The following is an 18,298-nucleotide window of genomic DNA, read 5'->3' as shown; positions in this document are numbered from 1 at the left end:
TTACGGTTAGTCGCCTTTGGTTTGTTCATTCTATTCAGTTTTTACGAAACAAGAGAGTTTCTACCATTACCTTTCTAACGCTAAGTATTCTTGCCCCATAAAGAAGATTGTCAATTCGTCATGATCTACTTCTATCTCAAATTCTACACTACTATCTCCCTGTGTCACGCAGATTATATCCGAGTAAGAAAAACCATAAGATGCGTTACCGCAGGACAGACCCGAATCGGGCATATCTTTACTCACAGCAAGTTCCCCGTTCTCTTGAAAGGTAAATACCTCCTCCGCATTTGTATCCTTCCATGTGCCAATAATATCTTTTTCGTTCTGAATGCGATTTACTTTACCGACACATACAATGGCAAGTATAACTACACCAACAGTCAAAGCAATGCCTGCAACTCTCTTTACCAGTTTCTTTTTACGCAATTTCTATTACCTCCGTTTCAGTTGCTTTGTTAGATTGAATGATTACATATTGCTCAATTTCAGTTCCTCTACAATTTCCACCTTTGATACGCTTCTGACAGCAAACAGCATAGCGATACATACCATAGCACCGACCGCCAGAACTGCAAGAGCATAAATACCACCGTTGATATAAAAAGCAAATGGTGTCATACCCGACGATATGAAGTAGTAGATGGCACAATGAATCAAAAAGCTCACAGGCAACGCAAGAACCAATGCTTTTACGCCGTACAAAACAGCTTCAAGCAATAGCGTACATTTCAATCCTTTGGCAGTCATACCAACAGAACGCAGAACAGCAAATTCGCTTCTTCTCAAATGAATTGTATTTGAGATAGTGTTGCAAACATTCAAACTGATAATAACCGTCATCAGGATCGAGAACAGGCAGATTACCAGTTTTGCAATCGTATATACCTGTCTGGAATTATTCGTTGCGGCTGCAATGTCCACAGTTTGCGGAAATCCTCTGTCAGCCAGACAGTCCATTGCTTCTTTATGCTGTGCTGTCTGTATTCTCATTTCCACATAGGCGTTATCATCTATCAGCCAGTTAAAATAACTTAAAGGCACAATGAGGACAGCTCGATCTCTCACAAACATGGATTGGATATTTGCATTTTCTTCTGAAACGATTTCTTCCACGATAATCGGCAAGGCATCCTCGGATGCCCCCAACGGAATGATTTCAGTTCCCGGTTCAATAAGAAACGGGGAGCCTGCAATCACTCGATTTTGACCCGCATTATAATATCCCATTGTCTGATTGAGCAGGATTCCACGATTGGAGCTGCCAGTCATAATATGAAAGCCATTTTCCTCACAAAAGGAAGTAAAATGTTCTTCGTCCAGTCCTACGACATATACCTCTGCTTTCGTACCATTGATAAAATATCCCTGCATATCAGGATTGATTTGTTCCTGCGAAAATTCAGCAGTCATATATCGCTGAAAAGAATAGGAAACATCCGCAGTGATATTTTCATCCGATAATGCCCCGATTGCGGTAGGAATATCTTTGTATTGAATCGTCGAAATCACATCAGTATAACAGGAACCGTCCTCCTTCATGTCCAAGGATGTCTGATAAAGCATAAAATCAGACAAACTGTATAAGGAAAGGGCAATTACCACCGACAAGAAAATAGAGCCAGTAATTGCTCGGAAGCGTTTTGGATTACGCTTAATATTTTTAGCTGCCAGCGAACCATAAATGCCAAAAACCAAAGAAACGATTTTTCCATCACGGAATTTCTTTTTTGATACCGCATTGTTAGACTGGCGGATAGCTTCAATAACTGTAATTTTAGCAGCTTGCTTCACAGGCTTTCTGCTTCCGAAGTACAAAGAAGCAATGCCGGATAATCCGCTGACGAGTAGGATAAGTCCGTTTACCTTTAAGGACAGTTCTACAATGCCAAAAGTGAATGTTTCTCCAAAAGCTGCCCTGACCACACTTAACAACAGAGCAGACAGCAGTATGCCGACAACCAATCCCAAAGGTATGCTTACCACACCCAAAAGAAAGGCTTCTAAATATACACTAAGGCGTTTTTGCCCTTTTGTGGCTCCAATACTGGATAACATTCCCATCTGCTTAATTCGTTCCTGCAAGGAAATGGAGAGGGCGTTGCTGATCATTGAAGCGGATGCAGCCATCAAAAGGCAAATGACCATGACTACCAAAGCAATCAGTTTGGCAGCTCCTTTGCCGCCGGTAATTCCATGATAGACTAACAGTTCAGAATGAAACTTTGCTACATGACTGTCTACTGCCGCAGCCACTTCTTCGGCTTCTGTATAGATCGAATTGGATAAATTCTTTGCCTTGACATACGCAGCAAAATCGGATGCCGTTTTGTCAACGCCTGCAAAGGCATTATAGTTTGCTGCGATTTTTGAGTCATTCACATCTGACAGAATACCAACAACTACATACGCTTTCTCTTTCGTTGGAACGAAACTTTCTTCTTCGCCCCTATAATTTGTCAGCCCGGAAAGCTGGGCATTATATTCATCCCAAATTCTTGAACCAAGGGTTAAAGAAATCGTATCTCCAATCTCTGTGTTCATATTGTTTTTCTTCAAAAAAGATTCTGAAATAACAAGCTCATTTTCATCTTGCGGGAAACGCCCCGCAAGCAAATACTGATTTAACGAAAATCTTTGGGTAAAGTTCTCGTCAATCTCGCCAACGGAGAGCATTGTACTGTTGGATTTCTCCCCGTAAAAACTGTTTCCGGCAAAGCGGAGAAGCGAAACCTCGCCTACATTGTTTTGACTATATAGCTCTTGAACCTGCTCCCAAGTCAAATCCTCCATGTAGTAGTCATAATCGCCACCATACACTTTTTCTTTCTCTTTCAAAAAATCAACCAACGACCATCCCCCACAGAGAATAGCGGTTATCATACTGATTGACAAAAGAATGGTTAAAAGTGTGAGTAGGGTACGCTTTTTATTCGACAGCAGATTCCTGAGTGTAAGCGTGAAAATCATATTCATCAGCGTATCACCTCATCCCTCACAAGTCTGCCATCCTGAATTTCCAGAATACGGTCTGCCTGCATTGCGATTTCACGGTCATGGGTAATCAGGATCATTGTCTGGCGATAGACTTCATTGGATTCACGCAGAAGTTTCATAATATCCCTTGTGTTCTCCGTGTCCAGATTTCCCGTCGGCTCGTCCGCAAGGATAATCGCAGGTGCGTTAATCAACGCTCGTCCGATTGCCACTCTTTGTTGTTGACCGCCGGATAACTGACTTGGCAGGTGCTTTCTACGCTTTACCAGTTTGAGCGTGGATAGCAGTTCTTTCAAACGCTCCTTATTGATTTTACGCCCATCCAATCGAATCGGCAGCGTGATATTTTCCTCGACAGTCAAAACCGGGATCAGATTATAAAACTGATAGACAAGCCCAACCTGCCTTCTTCTGAATACAGCCAATTCATCTTCGTTTTGCTCATAAACATCCTGTCCATCCACAAATACTTTTCCCGAAGTTGGTCTGTCAACACCACCTAAAATGTGCAACAGGGTAGACTTGCCAGACCCAGATGCTCCAATGATTGCAACAAACTCTCCTTTATCGACGGAAAAAGAAACATCTGACAAAGCATGGACAGGAGCATTGTCCATTTCATAGGTTTTGCAGATATTCTCTACTCTTAATATTTCCATAAAAAGTTCCTCCATATATTTTTGCAATTCAGTATAGCAAAGCCAAGTGACTGCTTCATTACTTTTTCATTACAAAAATGTCACTTAAAAAGGGGCTGCATTAAGCAGTCCCCCGATAAAAGCAGATTTCAAATTCTGCACCGCCTGACTTCCGGTTTTTCGCCTGGATGACGCCGCCCTGATTGACGATGATTGTTTTTGCCAGAGCCAACCCCAAACCGGCATTACCGATTGTAGAGCCACTTCCTTGATAAAATCGGTCAAATAGATGCGGTATATCCTTTTTCCGAAAACCTGCTCCATTATCCGCTATAATGATCTGTGTCAAAAGAGGTCTTTCTATTGCCTTGATTTCAATACTGCTGCTCTCTGGTGAATGTTCGATACAGTTTTTAATTACATTCCCCAAGGCTTCAGCAGTCCAATCAGCATCAAGAGCAAGTTTCAGTTCTGCCGGAATCACTTGCGTTATTGTCTGCATTTTTAATTCTGCCGCAATCTCCAGAGGACGAATTGCTTTTTCTACCACATCTTTTAAGTATATCTCCTGTGGCTTTAGAGTAATCGTTCCTGCATCCAGCTTGGATATTTTCAGAAGTGTGGCTATCAGCCACTCCATTCTTGATAAGAGCATAGTCTGTTTGCGGATCAGCTCATACCTTTCTTCGTCAGTCAGTTCCTCATTACACAGAGAAGCATTTAGGATATTCAGCGATGTCAAAGGTGTTTTTAATTGATGTGAAATATCGGCTAAAGCATTCGCCAAATTACCTTTCTCCATTTTCAGAGCTTCTGCCTGTTCAATAAGTCGTCTTGTCATCTTAGATATTTCATCATGTAAAACAGATAATTCGCCTTCTTGAAACTGCCCAAAAGAAATCGTTTCATCTCCATGCAGCAGCCTATCAATATGCAAACTAAAATCAGCAATTTTCTTGTATCTCTGATATGTAAAAAAGAGGGAAACTGCACTTGATGAAATGATAGCCGACAGAACAATCCACACAGCTTTGCTATCAACGATAATGCCAATGCCGCCCCAAAATAGAATAAGAATACTGCTGACAACAATCTGCCTTTTAACTTCTTTATTTCTGATAAAGTCCATATCAACCCACCTTATAGCCAAGCCCACGAACGGTAATTATGATTTCCGGCTCCTGTGGATTTGTTTCAATTTTGTCACGCAGCCTTTTCATGTAAACAGTCAGCGTATTATCATTGATAAACTCTCCGGTAGTGTCCCATAAAAGCTCCAACAATCTTCTGCGAGAAAGGACAATACCTTTGTTACGCAAAAAGACTAACAGCAACTTATATTCCATAGCAGACAATAAAATCTCTGTTCCGTTTTTTACCACGGTTGCTTGATTTGTGTCCACAACTAAGTCATGGTAGCTGATAATGTTTTGCGTGTTCTTAGTTCTCCTTAATACGCTGTTGATCCTTGAAAGAAGCTCCCTTGGTCTAAATGGTTTACTGATATAATCGTCAGCTCCCATGTCCAGTCCTGCCACAACACTATATTCATCATCAGACGCCGTTAAGAAAATAACCGGCATAGTTCCTCTTTCTTTAATTGCAGAACAAACAGAAAAGCCATTTCCATTTGATAATTGAATATCCACCAAGGCTATATCGTATTGGTCGTTATCCAATTTTTCTATTGCTTCTTTTTGCCCGGAAGCACTTTCGATTTTGAACCCTTCATTTCCTAAATAGTCCGATAATGAGGATACGATACTTTGGTCATCCTCCACTAATAATAATTTACTCATCATGTATTCTCCTTGCTGAAAGGATTTCTGGCATCATTGCCTTTTTCGTTAGGTATAAATTCAAGAATATCATCAACTCCGCAATGGAGTGTGTTGCATATCTTTTCGATGGTGTCAAGGGAAAGGTAATTATCTCGTTTCAATCGGGTTATGATGTTGGCACTAAAACCTGCCTGTTCCATCAATTCCGCATTGCTCATACCCTTGTCAATCATTAAATGAAACAACTTTTTATATGTTACCGCCATAGCTTACCCTCCTTGTGCTTACATATTCTATTATTATATCACGCAAGTGTGAATAAATCAACACTCTTGCGGTAAATTCGTAGTTCATATTAGCTCCATAACGCATACTTTTCCTTTTTTGGGTAGGTAAGGACTTTATACCTTGACGATATGTAACAGTCAAAACATCGGGTACAGACCCGACATTTTGACCGCAAACAGACCCGAAAAGCTACATTATCCGTTCTGACCGTTAAAACCGTTTTGCTTCGCCAATTCGCTTGCTTTTCGTCTGCGTTCCTCGCTCATGGGCGGCTGAAAGCGGATAGACAATCTGGACTTGTCAATCCAATAGGACACACCGCCTTGCCCCATACTCATATCCAAACGGCAGAGGTCGGGGTACTTCTTGCTGAACGCTTCAAGGCGTTTCCGAAGTCCGGCATTGTAAGTCTGGATATGAGCTTCTTCGTCTGCTTCATTAAACAGGACGATTGTTTCTTTCTCATACTTCGTCAGCTTACTCATAAAGCCCCTCCATAATCGGAACAGGATAGCTGTCCGGCACATACTTGTGGTGAGCAAAGCGTTCCATTTCCACCCTCATGTTGTAGAAGAAACAGCGATACCAACGGTCACAGTCCTTGTCATTCAACTTGACTGCCAGAGCGAAAAACAGCTTCTTAGCCGCAGGGTCGGGAGCAAGTGCAGCCACAAGACGCAAGCGTTGAACGGTCGCTTCTCGATTCGGACAGCCAAAAGCATAAAGAGCTTTCTTTTCATTGATGTTCATATTCATAGTGGGTTCCTCCTTGAAAGATTAAGATTTAAGGTTAATAAAAGCAACAAGCATTTCACGAAGAACGAAACACTTGCCGCTTGAATTACGGTATTAAATTGTCGGGTTCAGACCTTGTTTTTTTAATCCTCTTTGGGATTGAGTGGATATTCATAGGCTTCTTTCATAAGTAGCAATCCTGTGGACAGTCCGCACTTAAAATGCTCGGTGCTTTCGTACTGCTGAATAATCGTCATTCGCTGATGAAGCTCCTCCACTTTGGAAAAGTCAGCTTTTGAAAACCTGTTCGCCAGTTCGTCCATAAGGTCGGCAATGGCTTTGACCTCTGCCTTGTAGCCGTCCTGTTGCGGTACAATGTTCTCCAATGGGTACATATCGCCGCCGAAAATCGCTTCCATAATCATTTAATCACCCCCTCCGCTATAATGGCAGTAAATCATTTCATGCTTGACAATTTCCTCGGCTCGGTTGCGGATAGAGTTCATAGACTGCACCCACAACATCTGATTTTCCGCTTTCATTTGCTCTGTCACGCCCTCGGCTCTTGCCATCTGCTCCATAATCAGAGAGAAGCGGTCATTTGCCTGTTCGTTCAGATCCGCAAGGACGGAATGAAGCCGACAGGACAAAACAAGCTCGTTGTAAACGGTGGGGCGGTAGTTCTGCAAATAGGCTTTGTGAAGTCTGCCCCAATGCCCGATAGGTCGCTTTTCCTCCGGCAGCTTCAAATCCGGCACATAGTAATCTCCCACAAGGACATAGTCAATGCCGTTTTCATGGATTCTCGCTTTCAGTTCGTTCATGCTGTGATAGCTCCTTTCTGTGGTTCTCGCTTCGGAAGATTGCTGACAGGGATAAATACGCCCCTTGCAATATCCTCGGCTCGAATGGCATTTTTCTTTTCGTCCATCTCGGCTTTCTTTGCCGCCTTGATTTTGTCCTCATAACGCTTCTGGGCACCGCTGGCTTTACGCTTCAAGTAGTTCTGATGAAGTTTGTCCTTGCGTTCCTCACGCTTGCGGATTTCCTCTAATTCTTCCGGTGTAAGCTCCACTTCGGCAAATGCCGGAGGGACGAAACGCCCGACAAAGTTAAAGAAGATTTCAACCTCTTGCGTAGTCTCTCGACTGCCTTTTCTGGCTCGCTCATGGACAAGGATTTTATCGACAAACTCATTGAGCATGGTATTTGTCAGCTTGTCGAAGTTCTGATACTTGTCAATCAGAGCGATAAAGCGGTCTGCGGATTTCTCATGCTTCTCATAATCTCCGACAGCCTTTTCAAGTGTTGCAATCTCGGCGGTAAGTGCCGCCTGTTCCTTTGCGTACTGTGCATCCAGAACGGCATATCTGGCATCGGGGAGCTTGCCCAATACATTGTCCTCATAAATTTTACAGAGCAAAACTTCCAGTTCTGAAACACGCTGTTTTGCCGTAGCAAGCCTTGTGCGTTGCTTCTTGACCTCGCTTGTCTGCTGACTGGACTGTGCTTCTTGTACCACTCGGACAAACTCGGCTCGCTCATGCTTTGCATACTCGGCTATGGCTCGGAGCATATCGGAGACAAGGGAAAGTACCACATCTTCATTGATACGGTGCTGTGTCTTGCAGAGCGTTCCACAAGGGACTTTTGTGTACTGTGAGCAAGTGTATTGAGAGATACGCTTGCCGTTGTTAGTGCGGTGGACATACATCTTGCCGCCGCAATCGGCACAGTAGAGCAAGCCTGTGAGGGGAGCAGCTTCGCCCCATCCATCGGGGTATCGTCTGACCTTGCTTCGGATTTTCTGTGCAAGGTCGAAAGTCTCTTGGCTGATAATGGCTTCGTGGGTATTCTCGAAAATCGTCCATTCGTCCTCCGGGACATAATGGCTTTTCTTGTCCTTAAAGTGCTTTCGGGTCTTGAAATTGACGGTATGACCGAGATATTCACGCTTGTCCAACAGATTGACGATAGTGGAAGAACCCCAACCGTACACATCCTTGAAAGTCTTGTTTTTGTTCACGCCCTCGTTATGCTGTGCAAGGTAGGCAGAGGGAATGAGTATCTTGTCCTCGGACAGCTTCTTTGCAATCTGATACGGTCCGTAGCCGTCAATCGTCATAGCAAAAATACGCTTGACAACCTCGGCGGCGTATTCATCAACAATCCATTGGTCTCTCGTCTCATTCCAGAGATAACCATAAATGACCGTCCCTGTCAGATGCTTGCCTGTCATGCCTTTGGTCTTGAAAGTGGACTTGATTTTGCGGCTTGTGTCTCTGGCGTAGTATTCGTTCATGATATTGCGAAAAGGGGTAAAATCATCGTCTCCTCTGGCACTGTCCACACCGTCATTGATGGCAATGAGACGGACACCTCTCTGGCGTAAAATCTCCATAATCTGACCGACTTTGAGATAATCACGCCCCAGACGGCTCATGTCCTTAATGCACAGATAGTCCACATTTCCGGCTTCGACTTGCCGCATCATATCAAGAAAGCCGGGTCTATCGAAACAAGTCCCGCTTATTCCATCGTCCGTAAAGTGGACACAGTTTGTAAAGCCTTGCTGTGCGGCGTATTCCTCCAATAATTTTTTCTGATTGGATATGGAATTACTCTCGCCTTGCAGTTCATCGTCACGGCTCAAACGCTCATACAGGGCGGTTATTTTCTGTTTGCTCATGGGGGTCTCCTTTCTGCTTTGTAGCCTTATATGTTTTAAGAGACTTACTCATATCGTGATGAATAAGTCTCTTAAAGCATACAACACCGCTGGCGAGCTTGTATTTCTTATACTGCCTCACGGCGAAGTGCTGGGGGCTGCGGCGTTCCAGTCCGTCAAACATATAGTCCACCGCGTTTTTGAAGGTTTCGTCATCCTCCCGGACTTCCATGCTGTTTATCATTTCCACCAGCGTATTCATGTTGCGTTCTTCCTCCGGCCCCTCAAAGACGATGTAGGACACAAGGGCGCAGTACAAGAGGGTTTCTGCTTTTGTCCAGAACTCGTCGCCCTCCTTGCCGTCGCCTTTGGTGTTGGCAATCAGGGCGGTAACAAATTTCAAAACATCGCTTTCTGTCTTGATATAGGCCAGCGGATTGTAGTGCATGGATTTTGAAAAGTCGATACTGTTGAACACCCGCACCCTGTATTTCTCCCGTTGCAGAAACCGCCCGCACTGGTCGAGAGTGCCGCCCTTCGGGTCTACCACCACATACGAGGAATGGGCCTGAAGGAGCTGCGGAGTCAGCCAGAACCTTGTCTTTCCCGAGCCGGACGATCCGATGACACAGGCGTTTAGGTTCCGGGCATTGGCGGGTATCTTCGGACGGGTGTTCATGGTAAGGAACTCCGTCCCGGTCAGAATGACATTGTTCTGAAATTTAGGGTCAACAAATGGCTTTATATCTTCCTTTGTTCCAAAGCGGGCGGTGCCGTACTCCGCATCCCGCCGGAATTTTTTCGCCTGCCTGATCTTTGACTGTATCAGCAGATACATCCCAGCCGCACCGGCAAGGCCCACCAGCAGGTCAATACCTCCCAGCCCCGGCCAGTAGGTTTCAAAGGCTTTGGGGAAGGTATCAAGCATCCCCATGAGCTTTGTCCCGAAGTCTGTGCCGGGGGCGATCCGGTAGGCCGTCCCGATTTTGGAGAAAAACCAGAACACAAAGAGGTACGGCAGGTTTGGGAGCACATATTTTCTGATCTTGTCACTCAACGTCCGTCCTTCACCGCCTCTCTGGTCCGCTGCTTTTCCTTTGCCTGCGTCCTGATTTGCTCCGTGAATTTCCGAAGCTGACCGAGGATGGAAGCCTTGTCCTGCTCTTTGTTCAGCACCTTTGCGCTGTACTTCTGGAAGGCCGCCGTGATAGCGTCCGCCTGATTGGCTTTGAAGAACAGCAGGTAATGGCCGGGGCTCACTTTATGGAAAGCGTAGTCCACATGGAACTCCTTTGCGATCCGGTCAAAATCCTTTGGGGCTCCCACATAGGGCATAGCGCTTTTGCCGCCATAGTGGTTCATCAGCTTTTTTACACTCTGGCGTCCCTGCGGGGTCAGCGCCTTCCGGTGGTGCTTTTGCAGCGCCCGAACCACCTTGCCAAGAGCGGCAGCCAGCACTTTTCCTGTGAGCTTCGTTGTCCTGATCGAAAGGGCAACCGTTTTTTGGTTTACTTCTTCCTGCATAAAACCTCCTTTCCGTCGGGGTTCCCGCTATCCGGGAGGCCCCCGTACAATCTCGGGGAACAGAAAACCTCGGGCCAATGTGGCCCGAGGCTTACCGCTCGGCATCTCTGCCGGACGGAGCTTTCTTTTCCGGCTCCGTCTGGACTTTTTCGCCCTGTTCCCGCATGGTCTGCAAGATAGAGGGCTTCTTTTGAAGCTGGGAGGGCTTTTCGCCGGACAGCGGCTTGATACATTCCAGACGGTCAGCCGCCCGGATGGCGTTGTCCGTGAGCTGCCTCTGCCATGCGCCTACACTGGGAGCCCAGCGGAAACCGCTGCTTTTCAACTCGGCCCGGGTGTCCGCGTCAGGCTTTCCATCAAAGAATACCTGCAAGCGGTTGTCCTCCCGGTTCATCTCCACACGGCCCCCGTCGAACTCCCAGCCGGAAAACTCCCGCTGCGCCTGTTTGGAGAGCTGTTCGATACGCGTCTTTACCCGGCGGATCTCCGCATTGTTGTTGGTAAGCTGGTAGCTTTCAAAGGGCCTCGGGTCGCTCCGCCAGTTTGCCGCCATGCTTGCTTTCAGCTTTTCGATCTGGTCCGGCGACAGCAGCGCACAGCCATCCAGCTTGCCATGCTTGCGGTAATAGGCGTTGACCTCCTTCATAATGAGCTGGGAGCGTTCCAGCCCGTCCAGCTTCTTCTGGAGCTTTTCAATCGCTGCCGGGTCATCGGCGCTGATCCCGCCCATGCCGGTACTGCGTATCTTATCCAGCAGCCCTTGAATATACCGCCATTCCTCCATGTTGCTGTCCCGGGCCCGGTTCTGTTTTTCCTTCTTTCCCACCGGGAAATTGGCAGGTCCGGCGATCATCACAGAGGGAACCCTTGCGTCAATGGCAAAGCCCTGGTTCATGTTTTCGGCCAGCTTGCGGGCGTAGGTGTCTAACAGATGGTCGATCTTCTCATGGTACATGGGGTCCACCCGGGATTTCTGCTGTTCCGCTATGGCGGCGGCCTTGTCCACCATTGCCCGGTATTCCACCGTTGCGCTCCCTTCCTTGTAGTCGGAAAAGCTGTTCATTTCCTTTGCCCGACGGGCGGCCCCTTCATTGATAGGGTAATAGTTGATGGTATGCACCTCCTTCATGCTTCGGGCCATGCTGGCCCGAAGTCTTACCGTTCTTCATGGGAAGGCCCCGCCTTGTCCTTTTTCGGAGCGGGCGGGGCTTCTTGAAACCGTTTGAGTGCAGCGAGAATGGAGTGGACAGGCTCGGCCTTTTCAGGATAGGCAAATATCCGGTGTTCCGGCGGAATGTCCTGCGGCCCGTGGTAATACTCCTTGAAGCCCTCCGGGACTGCCGACACGTACCCACCGGGAGCGAATACGCCGCCCTCGTTGATACGCACATCCCGCCCGTATGCCTCATAATCGAAGTAGTTCTGAATGTGCTCCGGTATGTCGATGGTCCCAAGCTCGTCGGCGTAAAGACGGCCCAGCCCTTCATCATCAGAAATATCCGGGTAAAAGCGGTACAGGTCAAGGTTCTGGGTCAGGTTTATCAAATCCTTCACGCTCCGTGTGTGGTTTCCCAAGACAAGAGCGGCTTCAAAGGTTTCCAGTCCGCCCTTATCCCGTACTTCCAGCAGGGCGTGGCCCAGCTCGTTCAGCTCGTCGATGTTCTCACATTCGTAGAGATGATCGTAGAGCCCCAGCACATCGCTGTCAAAGCTGGTAAAGAACACTTCGCTGTACCGTTTCCCATCTATCCCGATTTTGGCAAGGGCGGCCTGCAACTCCTGTGTCGTCATGGGGAAATGTACCGTTGTCCCTACCTCGATCCCCATTAAGGGGTACAGGGCTGTATTGGTTATATAGGCTTCAAACATGGGCTTATTCCTCCTTTCCGGCCCGGTCAGCCAGCACCTCATAGATCCCGGCCATAATGTAATCGGCGCAAGGGAGGGCAATCGCATTTCCCAGCGCCTTGTAGCGTTGCAGAGGCCGGATCTCCACGCCGTCCGCCCCGTACTTTGTCCAGCCCTCCGGCAGCCCCATCAGCCGTTCACTTTCTGTTTCCGTCAGAAAACGGATACAGCCACCCTCCGGGTCGCCCTCATACCAGAAGGCAAAGGGCGTTACATCACTGGCTAAAAGAGTGGGAAAAGGGTCAGTTGGTAATCCGAAGCTGTTTCGGAAGGCCGTTTCTTCCTGCCTTTTTGCCGCTCCCCGCATACGGAAGCACTGAAAGGGGTGGATGACTGGTATCTGCCACCCTGTTTCAAAAGAAGCTGTTCGATCTCCTTCGGCGGCGGCCCGCCCGCCCTCTCCGCAAGGCGGAGGAAGTGGGAGCATTGGACGGGGCTTAAATAGTATGTCTGCGGCACGTCTGCCTCCAAAGTCCGCCACGACGAAAATCCGCTGCCTTCGTGCCAGCCTTCGGGAGCCTGCCCAATACTGGGCGTCCATGAGCCGCCAGCACACATCAGGCGTTCCCCCTCGCACCATTCCGGCGTTTCCCCATCTTCCCGAAGGAGGCATTGGAACTTCGGTGTCCGAGAAGGCGGATAGGACGGCTCTAAAGTCCATCCGGTCATTTGTAGAAAACGCTCCCATGACGTTTTCCCAAACAGCGATAGCTGGATATAGGTTATCAGTAGCATCCCTCATTTCCTGTATGATACGAAACGCCTGATAGAACAGGCTTGATTTTGCCCCGGCAAGGCCGGAGCGGTTGCCGATCAGAGAAAGGTTCTGACAGGGAGAGCCGAAGGTTATCACATGGACCGGCGGGATTTTCCCGCCGTCCACCTTCGTAATATCTCCCAAATGCGCCATATCGGGAAAGTGCCTTTTGGTTATGGAGATGGGCGCTTTTTCAATCTCACTGGCCCATACCGGACGGATACCGCACCGGGAAGCAGCCAGAGGGAACACGCCGATCCCGTCGAAAAGGCTCCCCAGCTTAATGTCCGGCATGGCCCGGGGTGCCGTGTCCCTTCACGGCAAGCACCCCTTCCAGTGTGGTCGCCGCAATGCCCAGCCGCCCGGCAACCGCAATATCATTTTTTACATCCTCGTCCACAGCGCTGCCGCAGACGATCAGGGTATGGGAGCGTCGCAGCATATCCCGGCGCATATCAATCCCGGCCTTATGTTCCTCGGGAACGCTGTCATTCAAAAACAGCGGCAGGTACAAGAGCGGGCAGATCGGGGAAAAGCCCGCCTCATAAGCAAGACGGCAGTAGTGGGCCGCCAGCTCCATATCAACATCCGGCTCGCCGCTCCATGCGGCAGTCAGGTATGCTAAAGGTCGTTTCATTGGTTGAGCCTCCATTTCTGTTTTGGTTTAGGGAAAAGCAAGGTATCGCCCAACCCCTCCGCCCCTTCCCCCGGGAAGGGGAACGGCTCTGGAGAATTTATATCCCCGTCGCTTGACCGGGAAAAAGCATAACCGGGAGAAATCCGTCAAGGGTGCCTCTGGCACCGCCTGCGGCGGCGCTGCCCTTGACTGATTTTCCCGGCTATGCTACGGAATAACTGGCGACGGGGAATGATTTATATCTCCAGAGCTTCGGGGTGCGGGGCAGAGCCCCGCAATCCTCGGGCCACGTTGACCCGAGGTTTTGGCTTACTTTTCCTGTTCGGTTTTCTTCTCCGGCTTTTCGTGTTCCTTCTGCTGACCCTTCCAGTCGTCCAGCAACTTGATGATCTGGTCCTTCATTTCCCTTGGCGTAGTTTCCTTGCCGAAATACTTGCTCAGTTCCGCACCTGTCAAAATCACTTTGTCTACCTCCTTTTTGTCCTCCATCATAATGCCGTCGATCACATCCCCGTTGAGTAGCTTCTTTTCGTCCAACTCACGCATACGCTTTGCCTGCGCCTGTGAAGGCGAGGACTGCTGGCTGTCAATGGCGACAGCGATATAGTTCTGGTTCTTCTTGCCGATATAGGAAAGCTCCACCGCCGTAGTAAAACCCAGCTTTTTTTCATCCATCAGCTTCATCAGGTCGGGAACCAGCTCATTCAGCCGGATATACCGCTGCACCTGCTTGACCGCCATCTTATTGCGCTCGGCCACGATCTCGTTGGAGCGTTTGCCAGCGTCCTTCGGGTCAATCTGGCCCGAAGTGCGGGAGCCCTGGTGCTTGATAGCTTCAAGCTGCATTTTCAAGGCTTTGGCCCGCTCACTGGGGAGGATTTCTTCACGCTGGTTCAGATTATCCTCGACCATCTGGGTGATGGCTTCATCATCCGTCAGGTTTCGGACGATACAGGGCATATCCGCATATCCGGCAAGCTCGCTGGCTTTCTGGCGGCGGTGGCCGGACACGATCTCATAGCCGCCATCCTCACGGGGACGGACGATAGCGGGCTGGGTCACGCCCTTGTCCTTGACGCTGGACACCATAGCCCGCATTTCTTCATCATCCCGAACCTCAAAGGGATGGTTCTTGAAGGCGTGGAGTTCATTCAGCTTGATATAGACGATCTGCTCCTTGCCCCGGCGTGGTGCATCCTGCGGCTTTTCAGGTTCCTTTGGAGTGGGAGCGGTCTGCACCGTTGGAGCCGTTTTTTTCTCCGGCTCCTTTTTGACCGTCTTTTCCGGTTTCTGTGCGGGGGCTTTGGACTTCGGGGCTGCGGCCTTGTCCTTATCTGCTTTCGGGGGACGGCCCCGGCGCTTCGGCTGTTCCGGCTCTTTGGGTTTTTCCTCTGCTTTTTTCGGAGTCTCCGGCTGCTTTTCCGGTTTCTCCACTTTTGCCGGGTCAGGCTTTTCCACGCCGGGAGCTGCCGCCCGTTCCTCGGCTTTCTTTTCCTTCATAATTTCAGCGAAGTTATAGACGGAAACCTGTGGGTTCTTTACCTCTGGTTCCGTCTTTTTTCCCGGCTCCGAGGAAACGGAAACCTTCTCCGGCTCTTTTGGGGGAGCGGGAGGCGTTTCCGTGCCCGGCCCGCTATCCGTTACCGGCTGTTCCGGCGTTTTTGTGGTTTTATCATCTGCCATAAGCATTTACCTCCTGTTTTTTGGCATGAAAAAAGGGGCTCAACTTTTCAGTCAAGCCCCCGTGGGAAGTTCCTCCTTTCTCCGCCATGATACAAAAATACCGCCCGTAGTCTCGTTTGGGCGGTACTTTGTGTAAGATTGGCAGTCCATTATTAAGTTTTTTATTATGTTCCCTTTGTACACCGTTGCAATCATCTTTTGATAAATCTATGTTTTCTTCTACAAGTGAATTTGAATTTATATGCTCAGACAAATATGCTAATGGAAGGTTTCTTAAGTCATCTGGCATAACATTTATTGTTGGGTTGTATAATTCCAGAATATAATCGCATGGTTTGCTATTCAGAAATGCCAGCAAATTATACTCATCGCTTTTATAATAAATATTATTTGATGCGCCCTCCGTTATAAAGCCTTCTTGAAGATACCGAAAACTTTTTGTTGCAGAGCCAATCCGCGACATCGTTATGCACTTTTGAAAATTGAATTCAATACTTCTCAATGTTGAGCGTAATTTTCCATTGTCATCTTTAAAATTCTTTAATCGGTATCCATTATTTTCCCAGTCAATAACATAATCTTGATTGCCATACCATTTTCTATATGCTCCACCTTTATTGCATTTAAACCACTTTTCTATATTAGGTTCAATTTCGTACCAGCATCTGATAAACATGTCATTTTGCCCTGTTGTAATGCCATTTCTTGCCTCATACTTTTCAGATAACCGCATTGATTCAAATGCATGAAGTGCCTTTCGAGAAAACCAGTATGCCACCGGAACGCCCGGAATCTTCCCAAAATCATCCTGATTGGCAGTATAGCGTTTTTCTCCGGCAAGGAACATATCCTCCTTGCCCTGCTGGGTGGTAGGTTCAATCAGGCGGCAATACACACCTTTAAAATTATCAATATGCGTCCGCACACGCACAAACGAGGTCGTCTGCACCACTTCGCCGCCGATTTCTTCAAATGCTCGTGCGCCAAGATGTGCCATGCTGACGGTTTCAGTCAGCATCATCTTCTCTCGCAGCTTTTCAAAGCTGGACAGGAACATCCATGCGTGTTGGGTGATCATTGCCTGATAACCGTTCTGTTTTGCCATACGGGAGCATACTTCAATAAACACGGCAAACAGATCGCTCTTGCTGTCCGGGTAGTATTTTTTCACATACTCAGATAAATCCAAGTTCATATTAGATGCACCCATATACGGCGGATTGGTGACGACCACATCGTATTTCTGCGCCACCTGCACCAATGGGAGTAATTTTTTGCGAATACTCTCCCTATGGAACGAGGACGCGTCTGCCACCTCGTCAAACCGGGCATAGAGGGCATCCCAGTCCTGCGGGGTGATGGTGAGAATGGAGCCATACTCCTTGGCATCGTAAAGCTGGGTGAGGATAGTGTGCATAGCATCCGTCAATGACGGTTTGCCGTTGCAGAAAAACTCTACATCCGGCTTTTCGATGCGGTTGCTTTCCTCAATGGCATACACATGAGGCTGGGTGGTGTGGCTGAAAAAGCGGCGGTCGTACCGGCGAGCCTTCATCATCACCGCAAAATAGGCCAGCTGGGCGGCGCGGTCGTCAATATCCAGACCATAGAGGTTGTTCTGCAAAATGCTGGCCACAGCATCGCGGGGCGTGTAGCCGTAGTTCTCGTAGATCTGCATCAGTACATCAAACAGATACGCCAGAATATGGCCGCTGCCGCAGCAAGGGTCGATGACCTTGATCTGTTCCGGGGTCAGGTCGGCATACTGTTTGCGGATCTCGGCAAGCTGTGCCTGTACCTGCGGCTCCTGCTGGGCTTCCTCCAGATAATAGTGCCACTTGGTGTCCTCCGGGTCACGGTTCCCGGCAGTATAAGCTGCTTGCTCCTCCGGTGTGGGTAGCAGCTGTGCTTTTGCGTCCGGGTGACCCTCCACCCACAGGCGTCCAAGGCTGTTTTCCACCATGTACCGCACGATCCAGTCTGGGGTAAACAGCTGGGTCGCCGCCGGGATATTTTCCTTGGTGATCTTGACATTTTTCTTGAGGGCAGCAAACACATCGTCCTTTTTCTCGCTGTTGTAGTACTGATACAGCCAGCCAATGATCTGGACGGCATCCTGCCAGTTGTCCTCCGGGATCTGGGAGATCATCTGCTCAATGACGCTGCCCTCCCGGAGCAGGTTGTCCGGCAGAAGCAGCTCCGTGTAGTCCGCAATGGTCTGGAACATTCCGGGAAGAATGCTGTTCAGCGCGTTGCATTGCACGATGAGCAGGTATTTGTACAGTTCTTCGGCCTGCTCGGTCTCTTTCAGGGCGTAGACCTTGTCCTTATCCAGCTTATCCAATTCCAGATGCAGGGCTTCGGCCAGAATCTGGGGCTTGAACGCATTGTTTTCATCCGTAAACACGCGCACATGGCTGGGCAAATAGCCGTTGACCTCCATGAACCGCAGTGCCGAGAAGCGGTTGAACCATGTATACGCCACCTCTTCCATAACCTGCTGGTAGCCCTTTTCATTGATCTGTGCGATCAGTGCCCTGCGTTGCTGCATCTCTTCTGCAGACAACACTTTGCCGTTGACGCTATCAGCACCGGCGTCCACCATTTCCGTTTCCGTAATGCCGTACTGCTGGGCTTTCTGCGCCACGCGGGAGAGCATCTCTTTCCGTGCCCAGACCGCAT

General features: G+C 48.5%; 18 protein-coding genes and 1 pseudogene. All 19 read right to left on the bottom strand.

All coding sequences use genetic code 11. The features are described from left to right. Nucleotides 1-66 precede the first annotated feature (66 nt). Nucleotides 67-429 (bottom strand): hypothetical protein, encoded by a 363-nt coding sequence (locus tag ACKXF9_RS13515; protein WP_055163295.1) that lies wholly within the window; start codon nucleotides 427-429, stop codon nucleotides 67-69. 42 nt (nucleotides 430-471) lie between these two features. Next, on the bottom strand, nucleotides 472-2,976 hold the full coding sequence (locus ACKXF9_RS13510) for an ABC transporter permease (protein ID WP_055163294.1): 2,505 nt from the start codon (nucleotides 2,974-2,976) through the stop codon (nucleotides 472-474). Then, the gene (locus ACKXF9_RS13505) at nucleotides 2,976-3,656 is read right to left on the bottom strand and encodes an ABC transporter ATP-binding protein (protein WP_055163293.1); all 681 of its coding nucleotides are present in this window, start codon (nucleotides 3,654-3,656) and stop codon (nucleotides 2,976-2,978) included. Before ACKXF9_RS13505 ends, ACKXF9_RS13510 begins: the two co-directional genes overlap by 1 nt. A 100-nt stretch (nucleotides 3,657-3,756) precedes the next feature. After that, nucleotides 3,757-4,764: a sensor histidine kinase gene (locus ACKXF9_RS13500; protein ID WP_055163292.1), complete on the bottom strand. Its 1,008-nt coding sequence runs from the start codon at nucleotides 4,762-4,764 to the stop codon at nucleotides 3,757-3,759. 1 nt (nucleotide 4,765) lies between these two features. Then, nucleotides 4,766-5,434: a response regulator transcription factor gene (locus tag ACKXF9_RS13495; protein ID WP_055163291.1), complete on the bottom strand. Its 669-nt coding sequence runs from the start codon at nucleotides 5,432-5,434 to the stop codon at nucleotides 4,766-4,768. Next, nucleotides 5,434-5,682 (bottom strand): helix-turn-helix domain-containing protein, encoded by a 249-nt coding sequence (locus ACKXF9_RS13490; RefSeq protein WP_055163290.1) that lies wholly within the window; start codon nucleotides 5,680-5,682, stop codon nucleotides 5,434-5,436. The genes ACKXF9_RS13495 and ACKXF9_RS13490 overlap by 1 nt, the downstream gene beginning before the upstream one ends. 216 nt (nucleotides 5,683-5,898) lie before the next feature. Next, entirely contained in the window at nucleotides 5,899-6,189 is a 291-nt protein-coding gene (locus ACKXF9_RS13485; protein WP_055163289.1) for a hypothetical protein, read from the bottom strand. Beyond that, a complete protein-coding gene (locus ACKXF9_RS13480) occupies nucleotides 6,182-6,460 on the bottom strand; it encodes a hypothetical protein (RefSeq protein WP_070101529.1) in 279 nt (92 codons plus the stop codon). Before ACKXF9_RS13480 ends, ACKXF9_RS13485 begins: the two co-directional genes overlap by 8 nt. 122 nt (nucleotides 6,461-6,582) lie before the next feature. After that, nucleotides 6,583-6,864 carry a DUF6809 family protein gene (locus ACKXF9_RS13475; protein WP_055163288.1) on the bottom strand — a complete coding sequence of 94 codons (282 nt, stop codon included), beginning with the start codon at nucleotides 6,862-6,864 and terminating at the stop codon, nucleotides 6,583-6,585. Continuing rightward, the gene (locus ACKXF9_RS13470) at nucleotides 6,865-7,263 is read right to left on the bottom strand and encodes a TnpV protein (RefSeq protein ID WP_055163287.1); all 399 of its coding nucleotides are present in this window, start codon (nucleotides 7,261-7,263) and stop codon (nucleotides 6,865-6,867) included. It lies immediately after the preceding gene. Beyond that, nucleotides 7,260-9,128 (bottom strand): recombinase family protein, encoded by a 1,869-nt coding sequence (locus ACKXF9_RS13465; RefSeq protein WP_055163286.1) that lies wholly within the window; start codon nucleotides 9,126-9,128, stop codon nucleotides 7,260-7,262. Before ACKXF9_RS13465 ends, ACKXF9_RS13470 begins: the two co-directional genes overlap by 4 nt. A gap of 85 nt (nucleotides 9,129-9,213) precedes the next feature. Then, nucleotides 9,214-10,164 (bottom strand): annotated as a pseudogene (locus ACKXF9_RS13460) (type IV secretory system conjugative DNA transfer family protein); the annotation flags it as partial. Beyond that, entirely contained in the window at nucleotides 10,161-10,631 is a 471-nt protein-coding gene (locus ACKXF9_RS13455) for a PcfB family protein (protein ID WP_012741698.1), read from the bottom strand. The gene ACKXF9_RS13455 and the pseudogene ACKXF9_RS13460, both read right to left, overlap by 4 nt. Before the next feature lie 91 nt (nucleotides 10,632-10,722). After that, the gene (locus tag ACKXF9_RS13450; protein WP_418266524.1) at nucleotides 10,723-11,772 is read right to left on the bottom strand and encodes a hypothetical protein; all 1,050 of its coding nucleotides are present in this window, start codon (nucleotides 11,770-11,772) and stop codon (nucleotides 10,723-10,725) included. 14 nt (nucleotides 11,773-11,786) lie between these two features. Beyond that, nucleotides 11,787-12,500 carry an antirestriction protein ArdA gene (locus tag ACKXF9_RS13445; RefSeq protein ID WP_005927704.1) on the bottom strand — a complete coding sequence of 238 codons (714 nt, stop codon included), beginning with the start codon at nucleotides 12,498-12,500 and terminating at the stop codon, nucleotides 11,787-11,789. Nucleotides 12,501-12,504: 4 nt separating this feature from the next. Then, on the bottom strand, nucleotides 12,505-13,590 hold the full coding sequence (locus ACKXF9_RS13440) for a DNA cytosine methyltransferase (protein ID WP_418266523.1): 1,086 nt from the start codon (nucleotides 13,588-13,590) through the stop codon (nucleotides 12,505-12,507). Then, a complete protein-coding gene (locus tag ACKXF9_RS13435) occupies nucleotides 13,577-13,933 on the bottom strand; it encodes a hypothetical protein (RefSeq protein ID WP_003500157.1) in 357 nt (118 codons plus the stop codon). Before ACKXF9_RS13435 ends, ACKXF9_RS13440 begins: the two co-directional genes overlap by 14 nt. 309 nt (nucleotides 13,934-14,242) lie before the next feature. Next, nucleotides 14,243-15,622, bottom strand: a complete 1,380-nt coding sequence (locus ACKXF9_RS13430; RefSeq protein WP_418266522.1) for a ParB/RepB/Spo0J family partition protein — start codon at nucleotides 15,620-15,622, stop codon at nucleotides 14,243-14,245. Further along, nucleotides 15,606-18,263, bottom strand: a complete 2,658-nt coding sequence (gene pglX, locus ACKXF9_RS13425) for a BREX-1 system adenine-specific DNA-methyltransferase PglX (RefSeq protein WP_418266521.1) — start codon at nucleotides 18,261-18,263, stop codon at nucleotides 15,606-15,608. The genes ACKXF9_RS13430 and pglX overlap by 17 nt, the downstream gene beginning before the upstream one ends. Nucleotides 18,264-18,298 lie beyond the last annotated feature (35 nt).

This window comes from Faecalibacterium sp. 9, from assembly GCF_048320955.1.
Lineage (GTDB): Bacteria > Bacillota > Clostridia > Oscillospirales > Ruminococcaceae > Faecalibacterium > Faecalibacterium wellingii.
Note: the sequence above shows the minus strand (reverse complement) of the source record. Positions and strands in the feature narration are given on the sequence as shown.

What these genes read in the sequence shown, in the direction of transcription:
- ACKXF9_RS13510 (WP_055163294.1), bottom strand. Translation starts at nt 2,976, where the DNA reads ATGAATATGATTTTCACGCTTACACTCAGGAATCTGCTGTCGAATAAA.
- ACKXF9_RS13505 (WP_055163293.1), bottom strand. Translation starts at nt 3,656, where the DNA reads ATGGAAATATTAAGAGTAGAGAATATCTGCAAAACCTATGAAATGGAC.
- ACKXF9_RS13500 (WP_055163292.1), bottom strand. Translation starts at nt 4,764, where the DNA reads ATGGACTTTATCAGAAATAAAGAAGTTAAAAGGCAGATTGTTGTCAGC.
- ACKXF9_RS13495 (WP_055163291.1), bottom strand. Translation starts at nt 5,434, where the DNA reads ATGAGTAAATTATTATTAGTGGAGGATGACCAAAGTATCGTATCCTCA.
- ACKXF9_RS13490 (WP_055163290.1), bottom strand. Translation starts at nt 5,682, where the DNA reads ATGGCGGTAACATATAAAAAGTTGTTTCATTTAATGATTGACAAGGGT.
- ACKXF9_RS13485 (WP_055163289.1), bottom strand. Translation starts at nt 6,189, where the DNA reads ATGAGTAAGCTGACGAAGTATGAGAAAGAAACAATCGTCCTGTTTAAT.
- ACKXF9_RS13480 (WP_070101529.1), bottom strand. Translation starts at nt 6,460, where the DNA reads ATGAATATGAACATCAATGAAAAGAAAGCTCTTTATGCTTTTGGCTGT.
- ACKXF9_RS13475 (WP_055163288.1), bottom strand. Translation starts at nt 6,864, where the DNA reads ATGATTATGGAAGCGATTTTCGGCGGCGATATGTACCCATTGGAGAAC.
- ACKXF9_RS13470 (WP_055163287.1), bottom strand. Translation starts at nt 7,263, where the DNA reads ATGAACGAACTGAAAGCGAGAATCCATGAAAACGGCATTGACTATGTC.
- ACKXF9_RS13465 (WP_055163286.1), bottom strand. Translation starts at nt 9,128, where the DNA reads ATGAGCAAACAGAAAATAACCGCCCTGTATGAGCGTTTGAGCCGTGAC.
- ACKXF9_RS13455 (WP_012741698.1), bottom strand. Translation starts at nt 10,631, where the DNA reads ATGCAGGAAGAAGTAAACCAAAAAACGGTTGCCCTTTCGATCAGGACA.
- ACKXF9_RS13450 (WP_418266524.1), bottom strand. Translation starts at nt 11,772, where the DNA reads ATGGCCCGAAGCATGAAGGAGGTGCATACCATCAACTATTACCCTATC.
- ACKXF9_RS13445 (WP_005927704.1), bottom strand. Translation starts at nt 12,500, where the DNA reads ATGTTTGAAGCCTATATAACCAATACAGCCCTGTACCCCTTAATGGGG.
- ACKXF9_RS13440 (WP_418266523.1), bottom strand. Translation starts at nt 13,590, where the DNA reads ATGCCGGACATTAAGCTGGGGAGCCTTTTCGACGGGATCGGCGTGTTC.
- ACKXF9_RS13435 (WP_003500157.1), bottom strand. Translation starts at nt 13,933, where the DNA reads ATGAAACGACCTTTAGCATACCTGACTGCCGCATGGAGCGGCGAGCCG.
- ACKXF9_RS13430 (WP_418266522.1), bottom strand. Translation starts at nt 15,622, where the DNA reads ATGCTTATGGCAGATGATAAAACCACAAAAACGCCGGAACAGCCGGTA.